The sequence below is a fragment of the Acinetobacter sp. 1424608 genome, assembly GCF_000588255.1.
Taxonomy (GTDB): domain Bacteria; phylum Pseudomonadota; class Gammaproteobacteria; order Pseudomonadales; family Moraxellaceae; genus Acinetobacter; species Acinetobacter nosocomialis.
On the sequence record NZ_JFXL01000002.1, the window covers coordinates 216,110 to 231,584 of the forward strand.

General features: G+C 38.1%; 11 protein-coding genes and 1 tRNA gene. 8 read left to right on the plus strand and 4 right to left on the minus strand.

All coding sequences use genetic code 11. The features are described 5' to 3' along the window. Positions 1–56 precede the first annotated feature (56 nt). Positions 57–2,675: a Lon protease family protein gene (locus J678_RS07715; RefSeq protein ID WP_017394306.1), complete on the minus strand. Its 2,619-nt coding sequence runs from the start codon at positions 2,673–2,675 to the stop codon at positions 57–59. Between the two features lie 166 nt (positions 2,676–2,841). Here J678_RS07715 and J678_RS07720 point away from each other — a divergent pair, with 166 nt between their 5' ends. The 4 genes from J678_RS07720 (at position 2,842) to rpmE (ending at position 6,960) form a co-directional block, all read left to right on the plus strand. Next, entirely contained in the window at positions 2,842–5,013 is a 2,172-nt protein-coding gene (locus tag J678_RS07720; protein WP_025466200.1) for an AmpG family muropeptide MFS transporter, read from the plus strand. A 21-nt stretch (positions 5,014–5,034) separates the two neighbouring features. After that, on the plus strand, positions 5,035–5,436 hold the full coding sequence (gloA, locus tag J678_RS07725) for a lactoylglutathione lyase (protein WP_002052709.1): 402 nt from the start codon (positions 5,035–5,037) through the stop codon (positions 5,434–5,436). A gap of 133 nt (positions 5,437–5,569) precedes the next feature. Next, a complete protein-coding gene (locus tag J678_RS07730; protein WP_006580654.1) occupies positions 5,570–6,541 on the plus strand; it encodes a bile acid:sodium symporter family protein in 972 nt (323 codons plus the stop codon). Between the two features lie 194 nt (positions 6,542–6,735). After that, positions 6,736–6,960 carry a 50S ribosomal protein L31 gene (gene rpmE / locus J678_RS07735; protein WP_001200845.1) on the plus strand — a complete coding sequence of 75 codons (225 nt, stop codon included), beginning with the start codon at positions 6,736–6,738 and terminating at the stop codon, positions 6,958–6,960. 64 nt (positions 6,961–7,024) lie between these two features. Here the strand turns inward: rpmE and J678_RS07740 are convergent, their stop codons facing one another. From J678_RS07740 to epmB, 3 genes are read right to left on the minus strand one after another with little or no spacing between them, the layout of a single operon-like run. Further along, positions 7,025–9,133, minus strand: a complete 2,109-nt coding sequence (locus J678_RS07740; RefSeq protein WP_079377409.1) for an EAL domain-containing protein — start codon at positions 9,131–9,133, stop codon at positions 7,025–7,027. After that, positions 9,130–10,875: a hypothetical protein gene (locus J678_RS07745; RefSeq protein WP_004707685.1), complete on the minus strand. Its 1,746-nt coding sequence runs from the start codon at positions 10,873–10,875 to the stop codon at positions 9,130–9,132. The genes J678_RS07740 and J678_RS07745 overlap by 4 nt, the downstream gene beginning before the upstream one ends. Before the next feature lie 15 nt (positions 10,876–10,890). Beyond that, positions 10,891–11,907, minus strand: a complete 1,017-nt coding sequence (gene epmB / locus J678_RS07750) for an EF-P beta-lysylation protein EpmB (RefSeq protein WP_002052728.1) — start codon at positions 11,905–11,907, stop codon at positions 10,891–10,893. Between the two features lie 73 nt (positions 11,908–11,980). Between epmB and efp the strand changes: the two genes are divergently transcribed. From efp to J678_RS07770, 4 genes are all read left to right on the plus strand, one after another. Continuing rightward, a complete protein-coding gene (gene efp, locus J678_RS07755; RefSeq protein WP_002052936.1) occupies positions 11,981–12,550 on the plus strand; it encodes an elongation factor P in 570 nt (189 codons plus the stop codon). Positions 12,551–12,714: 164 nt separating this feature from the next. After that, entirely contained in the window at positions 12,715–14,811 is a 2,097-nt protein-coding gene (locus J678_RS07760) for a carbon starvation CstA family protein (protein ID WP_032027232.1), read from the plus strand. A gap of 2 nt (positions 14,812–14,813) precedes the next feature. After that, a complete protein-coding gene (locus J678_RS07765) occupies positions 14,814–15,116 on the plus strand; it encodes a YbdD/YjiX family protein (RefSeq protein WP_002052430.1) in 303 nt (100 codons plus the stop codon). A 168-nt stretch (positions 15,117–15,284) separates the two neighbouring features. Continuing rightward, positions 15,285–15,361: transfer RNA gene (locus J678_RS07770), tRNA-Val, on the plus strand. Positions 15,362–15,475 lie beyond the last annotated feature (114 nt).

The following is a 15,475-nucleotide window of genomic DNA, read 5'->3' on the forward strand; positions in this document are numbered from 1 at the left end:
TTTTACCTTATTCATAAAAAGGGGCTTGTGATTACAAGCCCTTTTTTTACTTAGTGCTATTTTTGCTTCAGAGTCGCAACTTCTTCTTGAGTCTCTTGTGGAAGATCATCAGCTGTGAGCTCTTCATGCTTTTTGATTTTTTTCTTGTTTTTCTTTTTCTTCTTTGGTTCCTCTTCAATTTCTGCACCATCTTCAATGGCTTGCCAATATTCAAGTTGCTCCATTACAGCCGCATAAATAGAGTGCTTACTGTACTTGCCTTTTTTATCAAGTGTACCGACTGGACGAGCCATTAAAATTTCAAGTGCTTGGTCAATCGTATCAATCGCATGAATATGGAACTGACCAACTTTTACTGCATCAATTACATCTTGGCGTAACATCAAATGTTGCATGTTTTGACGTGGGATAATGACACCCTGTTTGCCAGTTAAACCTTGTAATTTACAAGCATCATAGAAGCCTTCAATTTTTGCATTTACACCACCAATTGGTTGAACTTGGCCTAACTGATTCATAGAACCGGTAATTGCCCATGATTGATCAATTGGTATTTGGCTAATTGCAGAAATTAATGCAGAAAGCTCGGCAACCGTTGCACTGTCACCGTCGACTTGCCCATAGCTTTGTTCAAATGCAAGCGCGGCAGAGAAGTGTAAAATCTGTTCACGGCCAAAGTGAGCTTTCAAGAAGCTAGACATGAGCAACACACCTTTGGCATGGAGTGAACCACCTAGTTCTACACTACGTTCAATATCAAGAATATCACCACCGCCTTGATAAACTGAGGCAGTCAAACGTGAAGGTAAACCAAACTCAACATCTGCATAGTGAATAACGGAGAGGGCATTGATTTGGCCTAAACGGTGGCCCGAAGTTTCGATTAACTGAGTTCCACGCGACAGATCTTGCCAGTAAAGCTCTCTTAAATAGCCTAAGCGATATTGTCTATGTTGTAGTGCAAGGTTAATGTGCTGGTCAGTTACAATCTTTTCATTGGCTTTAAATGCATGATGATGTGCTTCGCGAATGAGATCACCCAAAGTTGAAGCATGTAATGATAGTGAACTTTGGTCTTCCGCCTGACGGCTTGAGTCGGTAAGTAAAGCTGCTAAAGCACTACGATCAAATGGAAGTAGTTTATCTGCTTGTACATAGTCAGCAATTAGCTGCATGTAAGCTTGTTCATTTTCGTCATTACGTTGTAATGTATCGGTAAAATCTGCACGAATTTTAAATACACTACCAAGCTCTGGTTCTACTTCTAAAATTTCATAATAAATCTCAGGTTCTGCCATAAGAACCACTTTAATATCAAGTGGAACAGCAGCAGGTTCTATCGAGATAGAACCTGTTAACGTCAACATATGTTCAAGAGAAGAGAGTTTGAGTTGACCTGATTTTAAGGCACGTTTTAAACCCTGCCATGCATAAGGCTGTTCGAGTAATTGCTCGGCTTCAAGCATTAAAAAACCACCATTCGCTTGATGTAGAGCACCTGGGCGAATGAGTGTGAAATCTGTGGTAATTGTACCGTTGTGCGTAAGCTGTTCTACATGACCAAGCAAGTTGTAGTGGGTTGGGAAATCTTCAAAAATAACCGGTGCGCCGCTGTTTGGTTTATTTGGAACAATTACATTTGCTTGATAACGTGCTGGTACACGATTGAACATAGCAGGAGCAAAGTCATCTTCTTCTTGCTCTAAAATGAGCTCAACATTGTCAATTACATCTTGTGCATATTGTTTTAAATAATCTTCAAGCCCTTTAACTTGACCATACTTATTCAAAATTAAATCTATTCGTGGCATAACCACTTGAGTCGCGATGTCTCGATTCAAAACAGAGACTTTGTCTCGTGCATCGTCTTCTAAATCGCCTAAATGCAAACCAAGACGCTCAAGCTTTTTATCCATATAGCGAATATTCGCCGCGATTTCAGCACGCTGTTTACTATTTAAAGCATCAATTTCTGCTTGGGTCAGTTCTTGAACCTGATCATTTTTTACTTGGACAGGCACAAAACCATGCTTCTCATTTCGAGAAATTAATTTTAAATCGAGCTCTTCGCCTTCTTTTGTTAACTCAACAAGCGCTTCTTGCTGCTCATCTCCAGTTTCCTGACGAATTCGCTCAATACGGTTATGATAAGTCTCAGCACTAAAACGGCGTTCAAGCTGTTTTAAAATAATTTGCCAAGTTTGATGAAGAGTATGTTGAAACTTGGTTCCTTGCCCGGCAGGGAAGCGTAGCGCAATTGGCTGACGCGCTTGCTTAAAGTTATAAACATATACCCAATCATCTGGAGTAGGCATTGTTTTCGCATGTTGTTGTAGTAAACGCTTAATCATGGTGCGTTTACCCAAACCTGCCGTTCCTACTGCAAAAATGTTATAACCAGAGTAGGGTAAAGAAATACCGGCTTCTACTGAAGCTTTGGCACGATCTTGTCCTAAAAAGTTATTAAGCGGTTTTATACGTTTTGTTGAGGCTGGAATATTTTCAAAATTTGGAATATGCGTAAGTTGTTCGGGTTTTAAGGCTGTTTTATCCAAAGTCATTTTTATATCAGGTTGCTCAAAAGCTGAAGGAAATGCATTTATTGTGACGTTTGTGGTGTTTGTTTTAGCGAGTGATAAAGTTGAAGTTGTCACTTGATCAAGTTTTTGTGTCACTGTTGATATCCAGCAAAAGAAAACGAAGGTTGAAGATTAAAGGTATACAGGTTTAGCATAAAATATCAAGCAAACTTGCTGCTTTTATCACCAAAACAAAACTTGATTGCAGAAAGAATCTTGAAAGCAATTGTAAGAAGCGATTGAATAGACGCATTTATAATTTATGGAAAATAAAAAACGAATGATTTCTGAATCGAAAGGGTGGAAAAGTTCTTTTAAAGCTTTCTTGGATCGCCGTGCAATCATTATGTTGTTTTTGGGTTTTTCATCGGGAATTCCAATTTTTCTAATTTTTTCAACTCTATCATTTTGGTTGACTGAGGCTGGAATTAACCGAAGTACTATTACAATGTTCTCTTGGGCAGCTTTGGCTTATTCATTTAAGTTTATTTGGGCGCCGCTAATAGACAAGTTACCCTTGCCATATCTAACCAGAAGAATGGGCCTAAGACGTAGTTGGTTGTTGGTATCACAACTTTTGGTAATTTGTGCAATTTGTATGATGGCATTTACAAATCCATTACCCAACACATCTGATTTCGGTTCATTCTCAAATTTAACGATTATGGCAGGGGCTGCTATTTTTCTTGGCTTCTCTTCAGCAACACAAGATATTATTGTGGATGCTTACCGTATCGAATTAACTGAAGACCCAAATATACAAACTGTTTTAGCTTCAACCTATAATGCAGGGTATCGCACTGCTACAATTATTACTCAATTAGGTGCACTATTATTTGCTGCCTCTTTGGGAACAGCAGTTGGTAATTATATTTATGAAGCATGGCGAACCACCTATTTATTAATGGCTGGTTTGATGATTATAGGAATTATTACAACTTTACTCATCCATGAACCTGTAGTTAAGCGCCTACAACATCATTATCATGCAAAAGATTATGTCCAGTTATTTGCGGTTTTTGTTATTTCAACCATAGTTTTTGGAATTAGTTTTTATCAAATCGGTTTAATTTTTGATTCATTTTCTATCGAAGATGCTTTTTTAACTTTTATACTTTTAGTTATTAAGTTTTTAATTAGTATCTCAATTGCTGTTATTGTTATTCTGGGTTTAATTAAATTTGGTTTAATTAATAAAAAAATTGTTGTAGAAACATGGTTATCACCTTTACTAGACTTTTTTAAGCGATATGGATTAAAAGTAGCTTTAGCAATTTTATTATTAATAGGTTTCTATCGTATTTCAGATGTCGTTGCTGGGGTAATGGCTAATCTGTTTTATTTAGATTTAAATTTTGATAAAGAAGAAATTGCTTGGTTTAATAAGTTTTTTGCGATTTTCTTTGTAATATTAGGTGGATTTCTCGGAGGGATGTTAGCTCAGCGTTATAACGTCATGAAAATGATGTTGTTAGGAGCAATTTTAGCGAGCACAACTAATTTAATTTTTGTTGGTTTAGTCAAATCTGGTGCTTCTATGCAAGAGGTTCAGGTTAATATTGGTGATCAGGTATATACCGCAAACCCTGATGAAGTTGGGAACTGGTCTTTAAAATTTCCAAGTAATACTTTAACAACCCAAGCAGAAGTTTCTATTGCTTCGCAACCTAAAGGGTATATTGAACCTTTAAAAATAACTATTCCACTAAAACTATACAAAAATGAGCCAAAACCGGAGATTTATATCCAAGCTATAGGGGGTGATAATCTTGTATATAAAGATGAGTTGGCAAAAGATATAATCCTCCATGGCACTTTGCTAAATTTGCCGAAAAATAGTCAAATAAAATCTGTAAATATTTTATTAAATCCACAAGTTAAAGTAGAAGGTAAAATTAAGAATAGTGACTGGAATGCAGTTATTTCAGGGACAGAACTTGCTAAGCTTGATGCAATAAGTGTGCAGGCAAATTATGAGGTTAATGGGCAAACGAAGACTTTAGTTCAGACTCATACTTATCAAAAAAATTTATCAGAAATCCAACCTGAATATCGTATGAGTTTATCAGATATCCCAGCGATTCCGATTGATAAGAATATTGATATCGAATTGAAAGGAAAAGTAGTTGTACCTTACAGTAAGACATGGCTTGTTATGGGAATCATATTTGATAATCTAGCTTCGGGTCTGGCAGGAGCTGTTTTTATTGCATTTCTTTCAAGTCTAACAAGTGTATCTTTTACAGCTATGCAATACGCTATTTTTAGTTCATTAATGTTATTACTGCCTAAAACTATTGGCGGATACTCAGGTACAATAGTAAATCATATAGGCTATTCTGGCTTTTTTACGGTTACGTTCTTGATGGGATTACCAATTTTACTACTTGTAATTTGGGTAAGTAAGTTATTGGCTAAACAAGCATCGGAATGAAGGTTTTCTGGAGATAAATATATGCGAATGCTTCATACAATGTTGCGAGTAGGCAATTTAGAACAATCTTTAAAGTTCTATACCGAAGTATTAGGGATGAAGTTACTTCGTAAGCGTGATTATGAAGAAGGTCGTTTTACACTAGCATTTGTTGGTTATGGCGATGAAGAAAATAATACCGTGCTTGAACTTACGCATAACTGGGATACATCAAGTTATGATTTAGGCAATGCCTATGGTCACATTGCGATTGGTGTCGAAGACGCTTACAAAGCATGTGAAGAAATCAAAGCACGTGGTGGTAAAGTTGTGCGTGAAGCAGGCCCAATGAAGGGTGGTGTAACAGTGATTGCGTTTGTTGAAGATCCAGATGGCTATAAAATCGAACTCATTCAGCAAGATGCAAACGCTAGAAATAATTAAGTAATTGACTCAGGCGCTTTAAGATTTAGGTCTTAAAAGCCTAGCTTTATTTTTATAGCCCAGTATGATGAAGGCTTGACCAAATGGTCAATTTATCAACTGGGTTTTTATTTGTCTAAAATAATCATAGGATGTGAACATGCTGAAGTTCTTGGCACTTGATCGATTTACAATTTTGTTAGTTGGTATGGTGCTACTAGCAACATTTTTTCCAGTCAGTGGTCAAGCTGCGCAGTATTTCAATACACTAACTACAGTCGCGATTGCAATTTTATTTTTCCTGCACGGTGCTAAGTTATCTCGTGAGGCAGTCATTGAAGGTATTTTGCATTGGAAAATGCACTTGCTGGTATTTGCAATTACGTTCTTTATTTTTCCTGCCCTTGGTTTATTGGCTAAACCTATTCTTTTACCTTTATTGGGACAGCAGCTCTATTGGGGCTTTCTGTTTATGTGTTTCTTGCCCTCTACGGTTCAGTCCTCTATTGCATTTACTTCAGTGGCAAAAGGAAATGTAGCAGGGGCGGTATGTAGTGCATCTTTTTCAAACTTGGTTGGCATGTTCATTACACCAGTTTTAGTGAGTTTCTTTATTTTAGGACAAAGTCAGCATGGCTTTGATCCAACATCATCTATTATAGAAATTACGCTGTTGTTATTGGTACCATTTGTTTTAGGGCAATTGCTTCGTCCTTATGTTTTTCCATATATGGCAAAAGTACCAAGTATTGTAAAAGCGTTCGATCAAGGCTCAATTTTGATGGTGGTGTATGGCGCATTTAGTGGGGCGGTGGTTGCTGGACTTTGGCATCAAGTAAACTGGAAAACCTTACTTCTTTTGGCGCTCGCTTGCTCTGTATTACTGACTATTATTATGTTGCTTGCCCTGTATTTACCGCGTGCTTTTGGTTTTAGTCGTGCCGATCAGATTACTGTTTTCTTTTGCGGTTCAAAAAAGACCTTGGCAAGTGGTGTACCAATGGCACAAATCTTATTTATTGGTCAGCCTTTAGGAATGATTGTATTGCCAATTATGATATTTCACCAAATACAGTTAATGGTGTGTGGAGTAATCGCAAATTACTGGGCTAAATCCCAAGATTAATTCGCAAAAAAAAATTATATGGCGTATAATACTGTCCACTTGTTGTGCTTAGCTCTAACCCTAGAGGTTTCGGTGGGCCAAAAGAATGGTCTGTTGTGGTGTTGATCTGCTTGTAAAAAGCTTTCCTCAATTTAATTGAGAGTGATCAATTGCGATGACAGCTTAAGCCTTTCTTCAATTAGGAGTAATCGACGATGCGCGCCGATATTCACCCAAAATATGAAAAATTAGTTGCAACTTGCTCATGCGGTAACGTAATCGAAACTCGTTCTGCTTTAGGTAAAGAAACTATTTACCTTGACGTATGTTCAGCTTGCCACCCTTTCTACACTGGTAAACAAAAGAATGTAGACACTGGTGGTCGTATCGACAAATTCAAACAACGTTTTGCGGGTATGTCTCGCTCTATCAAGCGTTAATACTTCAAAACGAAACAAAAAAACGGGCTTATGCCCGTTTTTTTGTTTTTAGCGTACAAGACCATTACTGGTCTTGCACATCTGTTAAACGATCAAGCTTCTTCTGAAAATAATCACCTTGTAAGAAACGTGTTTCCACATTCCATGCATTAGCAAACAGATTCATGTCATTTAAGTTAGCTAATAAAATTCCAATTGGTTTTACAGTCAAATAGTTCAATACTTTTTCTTGCAAGCTATTGAGTCCTTGGTCTGAGCTTAATAGATCAGTTTTGCTAGACTGCAGTTTTACAAGCTGGATATCAAGCTGCTGTAAAATTGAATCGCTATATATAGAAGAAGCAAATTCTCGGATTGAAACTTCTGCACCATGTTGACGTAAACGACCAATCAGCGGTTGAACTGTTGGAAGGTAGTGATGAAGAGCTTGTTCCGAAAATTGCAAAATCAAAGGACATTCAAGTTTACTACCAATGATAGTAAGCAGTTTGGAAATCAGCTCAGGGAAGGTTTTATCTTTCAGCAAAATATCAATATTAAGGTTAATAATGAGCCTTGCTTTAGGATACTGAGCAATGAAATTATGAAGCTGTTTACAGGCTTCTACTAATATCCAGCGATCTAGTTGAATTGATAGTTCAGCATCTTCTTTTAATTCAGCTAAGTCATTTAAATCATGCCATTGTTCGTCTGCAATAAAGCCACTCGTCACTTCATAGTTATGAGTTTCTTCATCATGTTTATCGTAAATTTGCTGATACTTAAGATGTATCTCACCTTTAGCTAATTTTTGTTTCAACTGCTGTAGCAAAGAAGACTGCGAAGTCACCTCAAAGTGCTCAATCGTTAAATCAAGAGGAACAGCTTCAATGCTCGGCGAAACTGGTTTTTCTACAATAGGCGTTATTTCAAGCTTAGGGGTAACTTGAGGTAGGTTCTGCTTTTCAGCTTCATTAAGTAATGAACTAAATGTAGTTTCAGTTAATGGTTGGTTAAGCGGAGCATAGCCAAGTTTTAACTGTACCGAAAAGTTTTGCTCATTCACTTTTAACAAGTGTTCTTTCTGCAAAGTTTGTAAACTCGTCAACTGAGAATTTAAAACCGTACTATTTTCAGCTTGTAAAATCCCGACATAACTGCCCAAGTCGACTTGGAAAATTGGCATCTGAGCATGGTCTTTTAAAAAACCATGTAGCTGATTGAAATAAAGTCCTAAAGTTTGCCAACCTTGTTGAAAAAGTCGTTCTGGACACTGTGCAAGTCTAAATAGAACTAGAGCATTTGCTTGGGCAGGGTGGGTCGATAAATGACGATTAATCTGTGGCCAAGCTGCACTTAATCCAGTCGTTTTCTCTGTTAGTGCTGTATTTGCTAGTGTTTTTAAATCAACTTGATAGTCGATGGTCAGTTGTACAGCATCTTCTTCTTGGCTCGGAATAAATTCCAGTTTTAAAGCATTATTACCAGAAATAGCTTGATGCTGACTTTGAATTTCGAAACGTGCTTGATCAAACTGGCCTAAAGAAATTTTCTTAAAACGTTGTTTAAAAATATTTAAATCGTTAGGTTGTAAGACATCTAAAATCGGCAAACCAATAATATCTTCTTCTTGCTGGAAACCAAAAAGATTCAAATATTCGGTATTTGCCTTAATATGTATACCTTCTTGAAAAATAGCGACCGCTTTATGGCTGCTATCGACCAGTGTTTGCGTATGTGTATGAATGGTATCAAGCTCAGCCAAAAGGCGCTGTTCTTTCTGTAAAAGGCGGCTATATGAAAGCGCTCGAACAAGCGTAATATAGAAATAGTCCAAAGGTTCTAATGGAACTACATCATAAATACCTTTTTGAATATAGTTTTGATATTGCGATGATTGGTAGTCATCTGGTTGTAAAAGTAAAATTGGAAGCTGCGGCTGTTCTGAGGCTTGAACAAGGGAGAGAGTTTGTTCAATTTTCAGATCGTACGCACGGCCAAAAATAATGACATCCCACGATGTATTTAACTGCTTTTCAAAACTTTTTAAATCATCAAGTAATAAGGCATTAACTTGATAATCATTCCCCGATAATAAAGTTAAAATTTGGTTATAACGTAACTGGTTATCATCAATAATGAGTAAACGTATTTCAGTACGTTTTAACTTTTTAGATAGTAAAGAGTTTCTCACTTTAATGCTTCCCATAAATCTTGGTTATTCGCGTTACTATTCTTTTTCAGCATGAACTGATCAAGCAGATGTTGTTGTTGCTCATTCAAAAGTTCAAATTGAAATTGAATAAAACTTTGAGTAATGAGTTGTGCTTTGAGTAGATACACTTTGATTTCTTCTGTCCCCAATCGTAAATGAATTGTTTGTTGCTCTCTAAAAATTTGAGACCCCGGTAAAATAAGCGTGTTTTGTATTTCTTCTAGGTTTTGAGTTTGTAGTAATAGTGCAGGGTGGTAATTACGAGTATGGCGCTCTGCCTGAATATGTACGGCACAAGGGAACATGGCTTGCGAAAGAATTTCTAAACCCAGCTCCAGACTTTTTTCAGTCGATTGTTTAATCCAGCGAATCACACCGCCACGCCACTGACCATGCAGCGTTTCTTTGACTAAAATATATTCGCCAGTTCTTAAGTTTTTAGGGGCTTCACCAGACCATTTAATACGGTAGCCATTAACACTAATATCAAGCACTGTAGTTTGGTAAATCGTCTTGCTCTCACGACTCAAGCGCTGATACGAGCTGGTCTGTTGCTCTTTTTTTTCTAAGTTTGATAAAACTTTCGATTCACTTTGTAGATTATAGTTATTGTTAAGCTGTAGCGTTTCTTCAAAGTTTTTTGCTTTAGATAAATAAAAATGAGCAGTACTTAAGCCAAAACAGATTTGCAATGCAGCATTGTATTCATAACGTTCATGACGGCGCTGTGCTGTGGTACCCAAAATGGTTTGAACGTGGAATTTTAGTGCTGGACTCAAATAAATCTTTTCATTTTTAGACATGTATTGAGCATTTTTATGCATGGTGGCAGTTACATGCTCAAGCAAGGCTTGTGTACTAATGAAAATGCTTGGGTTGAAATTTGAGCTTTGCTTTTTGTTATATACAGGCGGATGGTCTTTAGTCGGATCGACTACATATTTAGTTAAAGCAGAGTCTTTAGGCAAGATTTGAATCATGCGTGCCCAGTCAAAACTACATTGAAACAAAGCCTGAATTTCTGATTGACGAATCTGATTGGTATTAAAAATATCTAATAAAATCAGCTGAGCATATGCCTGTGTAATATTGGCTAGCGGATGCTGTACACCTTGAATATGATTAATATTGGTTAAATGATATTTATACTGAACAGCTGTTTCGTAAAGCTGGTGAGCAATTAACCATTGACCTTTTACAGGTTCGCTGTAGAGCATATGCTGTTGGTATAAAAGGTTGGTGAGTTGCTGCAATGCATGGAATGTCGCCAAAATACGCGCAGTTTGTAAGTTTTTCTTTTGTTTAAAAGAAAATAAAGAAAACTTTTGTCTTTGTAGCTGCTCGTGGCTGGTCTGTGCAATATTTAAATAAATGCTGGCAAAATAACAACGCAGCAGCATTGCCAGCTCAATAATATGCTCGTTACGGTCGGTACTAATCACCCCTTGGTTAAAGAAGTTTTTTTCTAAGCTTGCCAAAACATTATTAATAGTTGGGTGAAGCGTTTGAATTAAGTCAAAGCGAAGCGTTTCACTGCAATTTAATTCATTTAACTCCAAAATTGCGGTAAATAGCGCTTTTGAAGTATCACCCAATTGCATAATAGAAAGGGTAGTGACCCATTCATTAAGATCTTTAATGTTGGCTTCACAAAAGCTTAACCGTTCACGGGTACGTGAGGTTTGATTGTGAAAAATGTCCGAAAGTGCATTATTCATCATCACTTATTATATAACTCAAAAAGTTGTAGCCCCAAAAAGCGGTGTTTTATTCTTTTCGCCCGCAATTTCCCTGACGAGTTTAGGAACCAGATATCCAGGTAGGCTCGCTAACACGTCTTGATATATCGCATCTATTTCAGATGGCATTAAATCAAAATGTTGTGCGCCTTTTACTTTATCTAATACGTGTAAGTAATATGGCATAACGCGAGCTTCAAATAGACGATAACTTAAATCAGTCAAAGTTTGAGCAGAATCATTGACACCTTTTAGCAATACAGCCTGATTTAGTACAGTAATGTGGTGCGAAGATAACTCCATCAACTTTGAACAAGTAAAGTCATCGAGTTCAGAAGCATGGTTTGAGTGTACCACCAGAATAATACGCAGCCTACTGTTTTTTAATAAAGAAATAAGCTCTTCGTCGATTCGATTTGGAATGACAATTGGAACTCGTGAATGAATTCGCAAAATCTTAACTTGTTTGAGAGATGATAAGCGTTCTAGCCAAAGTGCAAGCTTACGATTAGAAAGCGTAAGGGGGTCACCTCCACTTAAAATCACTTCATTAATATCAGGATTAGCTTCGATATAATTTTTAATATTGAGCCAATCATCATTTTTTGGCAGATTTTCCTGATAGGGGAAGTGACGACGGAAACAGTAACGACAATGCACAGCACATGCGCCTGTTAAGGTCAGTAAAAAACGAGATTTATATTTATGTAAAACACCCGGTAACTGGTTGGCTGCTTCTTCACCTAAAGGGTCGGTTACAAACTCAGGATGCTCTTCAAGCTCTAAATGATGAGGTAATACTTGTAGTAAAAGCGGGTCAAGCGGGTTTTTAGCGTTCATTTTTCCGACGAACGCACGAGGAACACGCAATTTAAACTTTTCAGAAGCCAGAATCGCACCTGATAATAGCTGATCTGAGGATAACTCGAGTAGGCTTAGCAGTTCAGAAGGATCAGTAATAAGGTCACTGAGTTGTGATTGCCAGTTTTGCTCTTGGTATAAATAGTTTATCATTTGACACGATTAAGATAATGCAACAACGCATTATATCGCATAGTTGACTTGTTAAGTTTGGAGTGTGCCTTTCATGGCCTATTATTCTACAAATGATTTCAAAGCTGGCCTTAAGGTTATGCTTGATGGTAACCCATGTTCTATCATGGAAAACGAATATGTAAAACCAGGTAAAGGTCAAGCGTTCAACCGTGTAAAATTACGTAACCTTAAAACTGGCAAAGTATTAGAAAAAACTTTCAAATCAGGTGACTCTTTAGAAGCGGCTGACATCGTTGAAGTTGAAATGGATTACTTATACAACGATGGTGAAATGTGGAACTTCATGGATCCTGTAACTTTTGAGCAAATCGCTGCAGACAAAACTGCAATGGGCGATGCTGCTAAATGGTTAAAAGACGATTCAAATGAAAAATGTACAATTATGTTGTTCAACGGTGTACCTTTAACTGTAAACCCACCGAACTTCGTTGTATTAAAAATCGTTGAAACTGATCCGGGCGTACGTGGTGATACATCTGGCGGTGGCGGTAAACCAGCTAAGCTTGAAACAGGTGCGGTTGTTCGTGTTCCGTTATTTGTTCAGCAAGAAGAAAGCGTTCGTGTAGATACTCGTACTGGTGAGTATTTAGAGCGTGCATAATAGTTAAAAAATAAACTATTATCGAAGGGATGATGTAAATCATCCCTTTTTTTATGCGAAAGTATAAGAGGAAAAAAGAAAAAGGAGGAGTAGAGTCACAGGGATTAAGAGAAACAGTACATAACAATATAAAAATGCTGTAGTTATTTATTGAGAGGTTAAGAATGGACACAATGCAAGCGAAATCTACGCTTCCCTCCAAGCTGGTCTGGAGCCTAGTGGCAATTATAGGTGCAATTTCTTTTGGGATGCTGGCACTCAGTCGTGGTGAACATGTTAACGCGGTTTGGCTTGTACTGGCTGCAGCATGTGTATATAGCATCGCATATCGATTTTATAGTCTATTTATTGCAACTAAAGTATTTGAATTAAACCCAAGACGTTTAACCCCAGCACATCGTTTAGCCGATGGTCTGGATTATGTACCCACCAATAAATATGTGCTTTTCGGTCACCACTTTGCTGCAATTGCAGGGGCAGGACCGTTAGTTGGACCAATTCTGGCTGCACAAATGGGCTTTTTACCAGGAACGATCTGGTTATTGGTCGGTGTTGTGCTGGCGGGGGCAGTACAAGACTTTTTAGTTTTATTTATCTCAACACGCCGTGATGGCCGATCACTTGGTGAAATGGCAAAGCAGGAACTTGGTTCTTTTGCTGGTGTTGTGGTGATGCTCGGCGCACTCGGGGTAATGATTATTATCCTTGCCGTACTGGCGTTGGTGGTTGTTAAAGCACTTGCACATAGTCCATGGGGTGTCTTTAGTATTGCAGCAACCATTCCAATTGCATTGTTCATGGGCGTTTATATGCGCTTTATCCGTCCGGGACGTATTGCAGAAGTTTCAATTATTGGCTTTGTTTTAATGATGCTGGCAATTGTCTATGGTGGACATGTTGCAGCAGACCCGTACTGGGGTGAGTTCTTCACTTTAACGGGTACACAACTTACTTGGTGTCTCATCATTTATGGTTTTATCGCATCGGTATTGCCAGTTTGGTTGTTATTAGCACCGCGTGATTATTTATCTACCTTCCTCAAAATCGGGGGGATTCTTGGTTTGGCGGTGGGTATTATCATTGCATTACCTGAATTGAAAATGCCGGCTGTAACCCACTTCATTGATGGTACAGGTCCAGTTTTCTCAGGTAGCTTATTCCCATTCCTATTTATTACCATTGCCTGTGGTGCCATCTCTGGTTTCCATGCGCTTGTTTCTAGTGGTACAACACCAAAACTCGTCGATAACGAAGCTGACATGCGTATGATTGGCTACGGCGGTATGCTTATGGAGTCTTTTGTCGGGATCATGGCAATGATCTGTGCGACAGTGTTAGACCCAGGTGTGTACTTTGCGATTAATGCGCCAGCGGCAGTACTCGGTACAACTGTAGAAACTGCGGCAGAAGCTGTACGTAACTTAGGTTTTGTTGTTACCCCAGAAATGCTGACAGTGTTGGCTCAAGAAGTAGGTGAAAGCTCGATTCTTTCACGTACAGGTGGTGCACCTACCTTCGCTATTGGTATGGCTCATATCATTTCTGAAATTTTTAATAGCCGCCAAATGATGGCATTTTGGTATCACTTTGCCATTTTGTTTGAAGCATTGTTTATTTTAACTGCTGTCGATGCCGGTACTCGCGCTTGTCGTTTCATGGTGCAAGACACGGTAGGTATTGTTATTCCTGCGGTTAAAGCATCAGGTTCATTCTTTGGTAATTTAGTTGGTACAGCGGTTGCAGTAGGTGGATGGGGCTTCTTCGTTTATCAAGGTGTGATTGACCCACTTGGTGGTGTTAATTCATTATGGCCTTTATTTGGTGTTGGTAACCAAATGCTGGCTTCTATGGCACTCATTTTAGGTACAGTCATTCTGTTTAAAATGAAAAAAGAAAAATATGTATGGGTAACGATTATTCCGACTATTTTCTTGTTCGTGACCTGTATGACAGCAGGCTGGCAAAAGATTTTCCACGAAAACCCAAAAATTGGTTTCTTGGCGCAAGCGCATAAGTTCTCTGACGCGATTTCTCGTGGTGAAATTATTAAACCAGCCAAAACTATTGCTGAGATGCAAAACATTGTGATGTCGAATCAGATTAATGCTGCGCTTTGTGGCTTCTTTATGATTGTTTCGATTGTCATGATTATTGCCTCAATTGGTATTGTTCGCCGTGCTTTAGCGAGTCCAAAACCGACTGTAAATGAAGCACCTGCGGTATATGCCGATCCTGAAGTGGTTACCACTCGAGGAGAGTAAAGATGAATTTTAAATTTGCAAAAAATGGAACTGTCATTATTGCGAAAATCATCAAAATGACAGTGCTCTCGCAAAAAGAGCTATTACTTTCTCCAAAGAACTGGTCGCGTATAGCAACCTTGTGGCAACGTTTACAGCAAAGCTTCCGATTGATGGTTGGTGTGCCGGACTATCAAACATATTTGGAGCATATGAAAGCCCATCATCCAGATTTAACACCTATGGATGCAAAGACTTTCTATCGACATTGTGTTGATGTGCGTTATCCATCGGCAGGGGGTACTTTGAAGAAATGTCCATGTTAAGTTGAGCTTGATATTTGGCTAACCAAAGACGGTATGTGGTTGAACCATGTACCGTTTTACTTTTTGGGAAATGAAAAAGAGTTTGCTCAAAGTCTGCTCATTTGTATTTTTTTCAATGGCAAATCTCTTGTTTTGCTTTTGAAAAATGAATATGATGCTTTCCATTCTAGGTGTATAGCTCAGTTGGTTAGAGCGCTACGTTGACATCGTAGAGGTCTCCAGTTCGAGTCTGGATATACCTACCAAAATTTATAAAAGACTTATAAGCAATTTAGTAGCTTATAAGTCTTTTTTTATGCCTGTTTATTGCACTCAGAACTTGGCAGAGTTGGAAATTTTGGCAAAAAATGGCATTATTT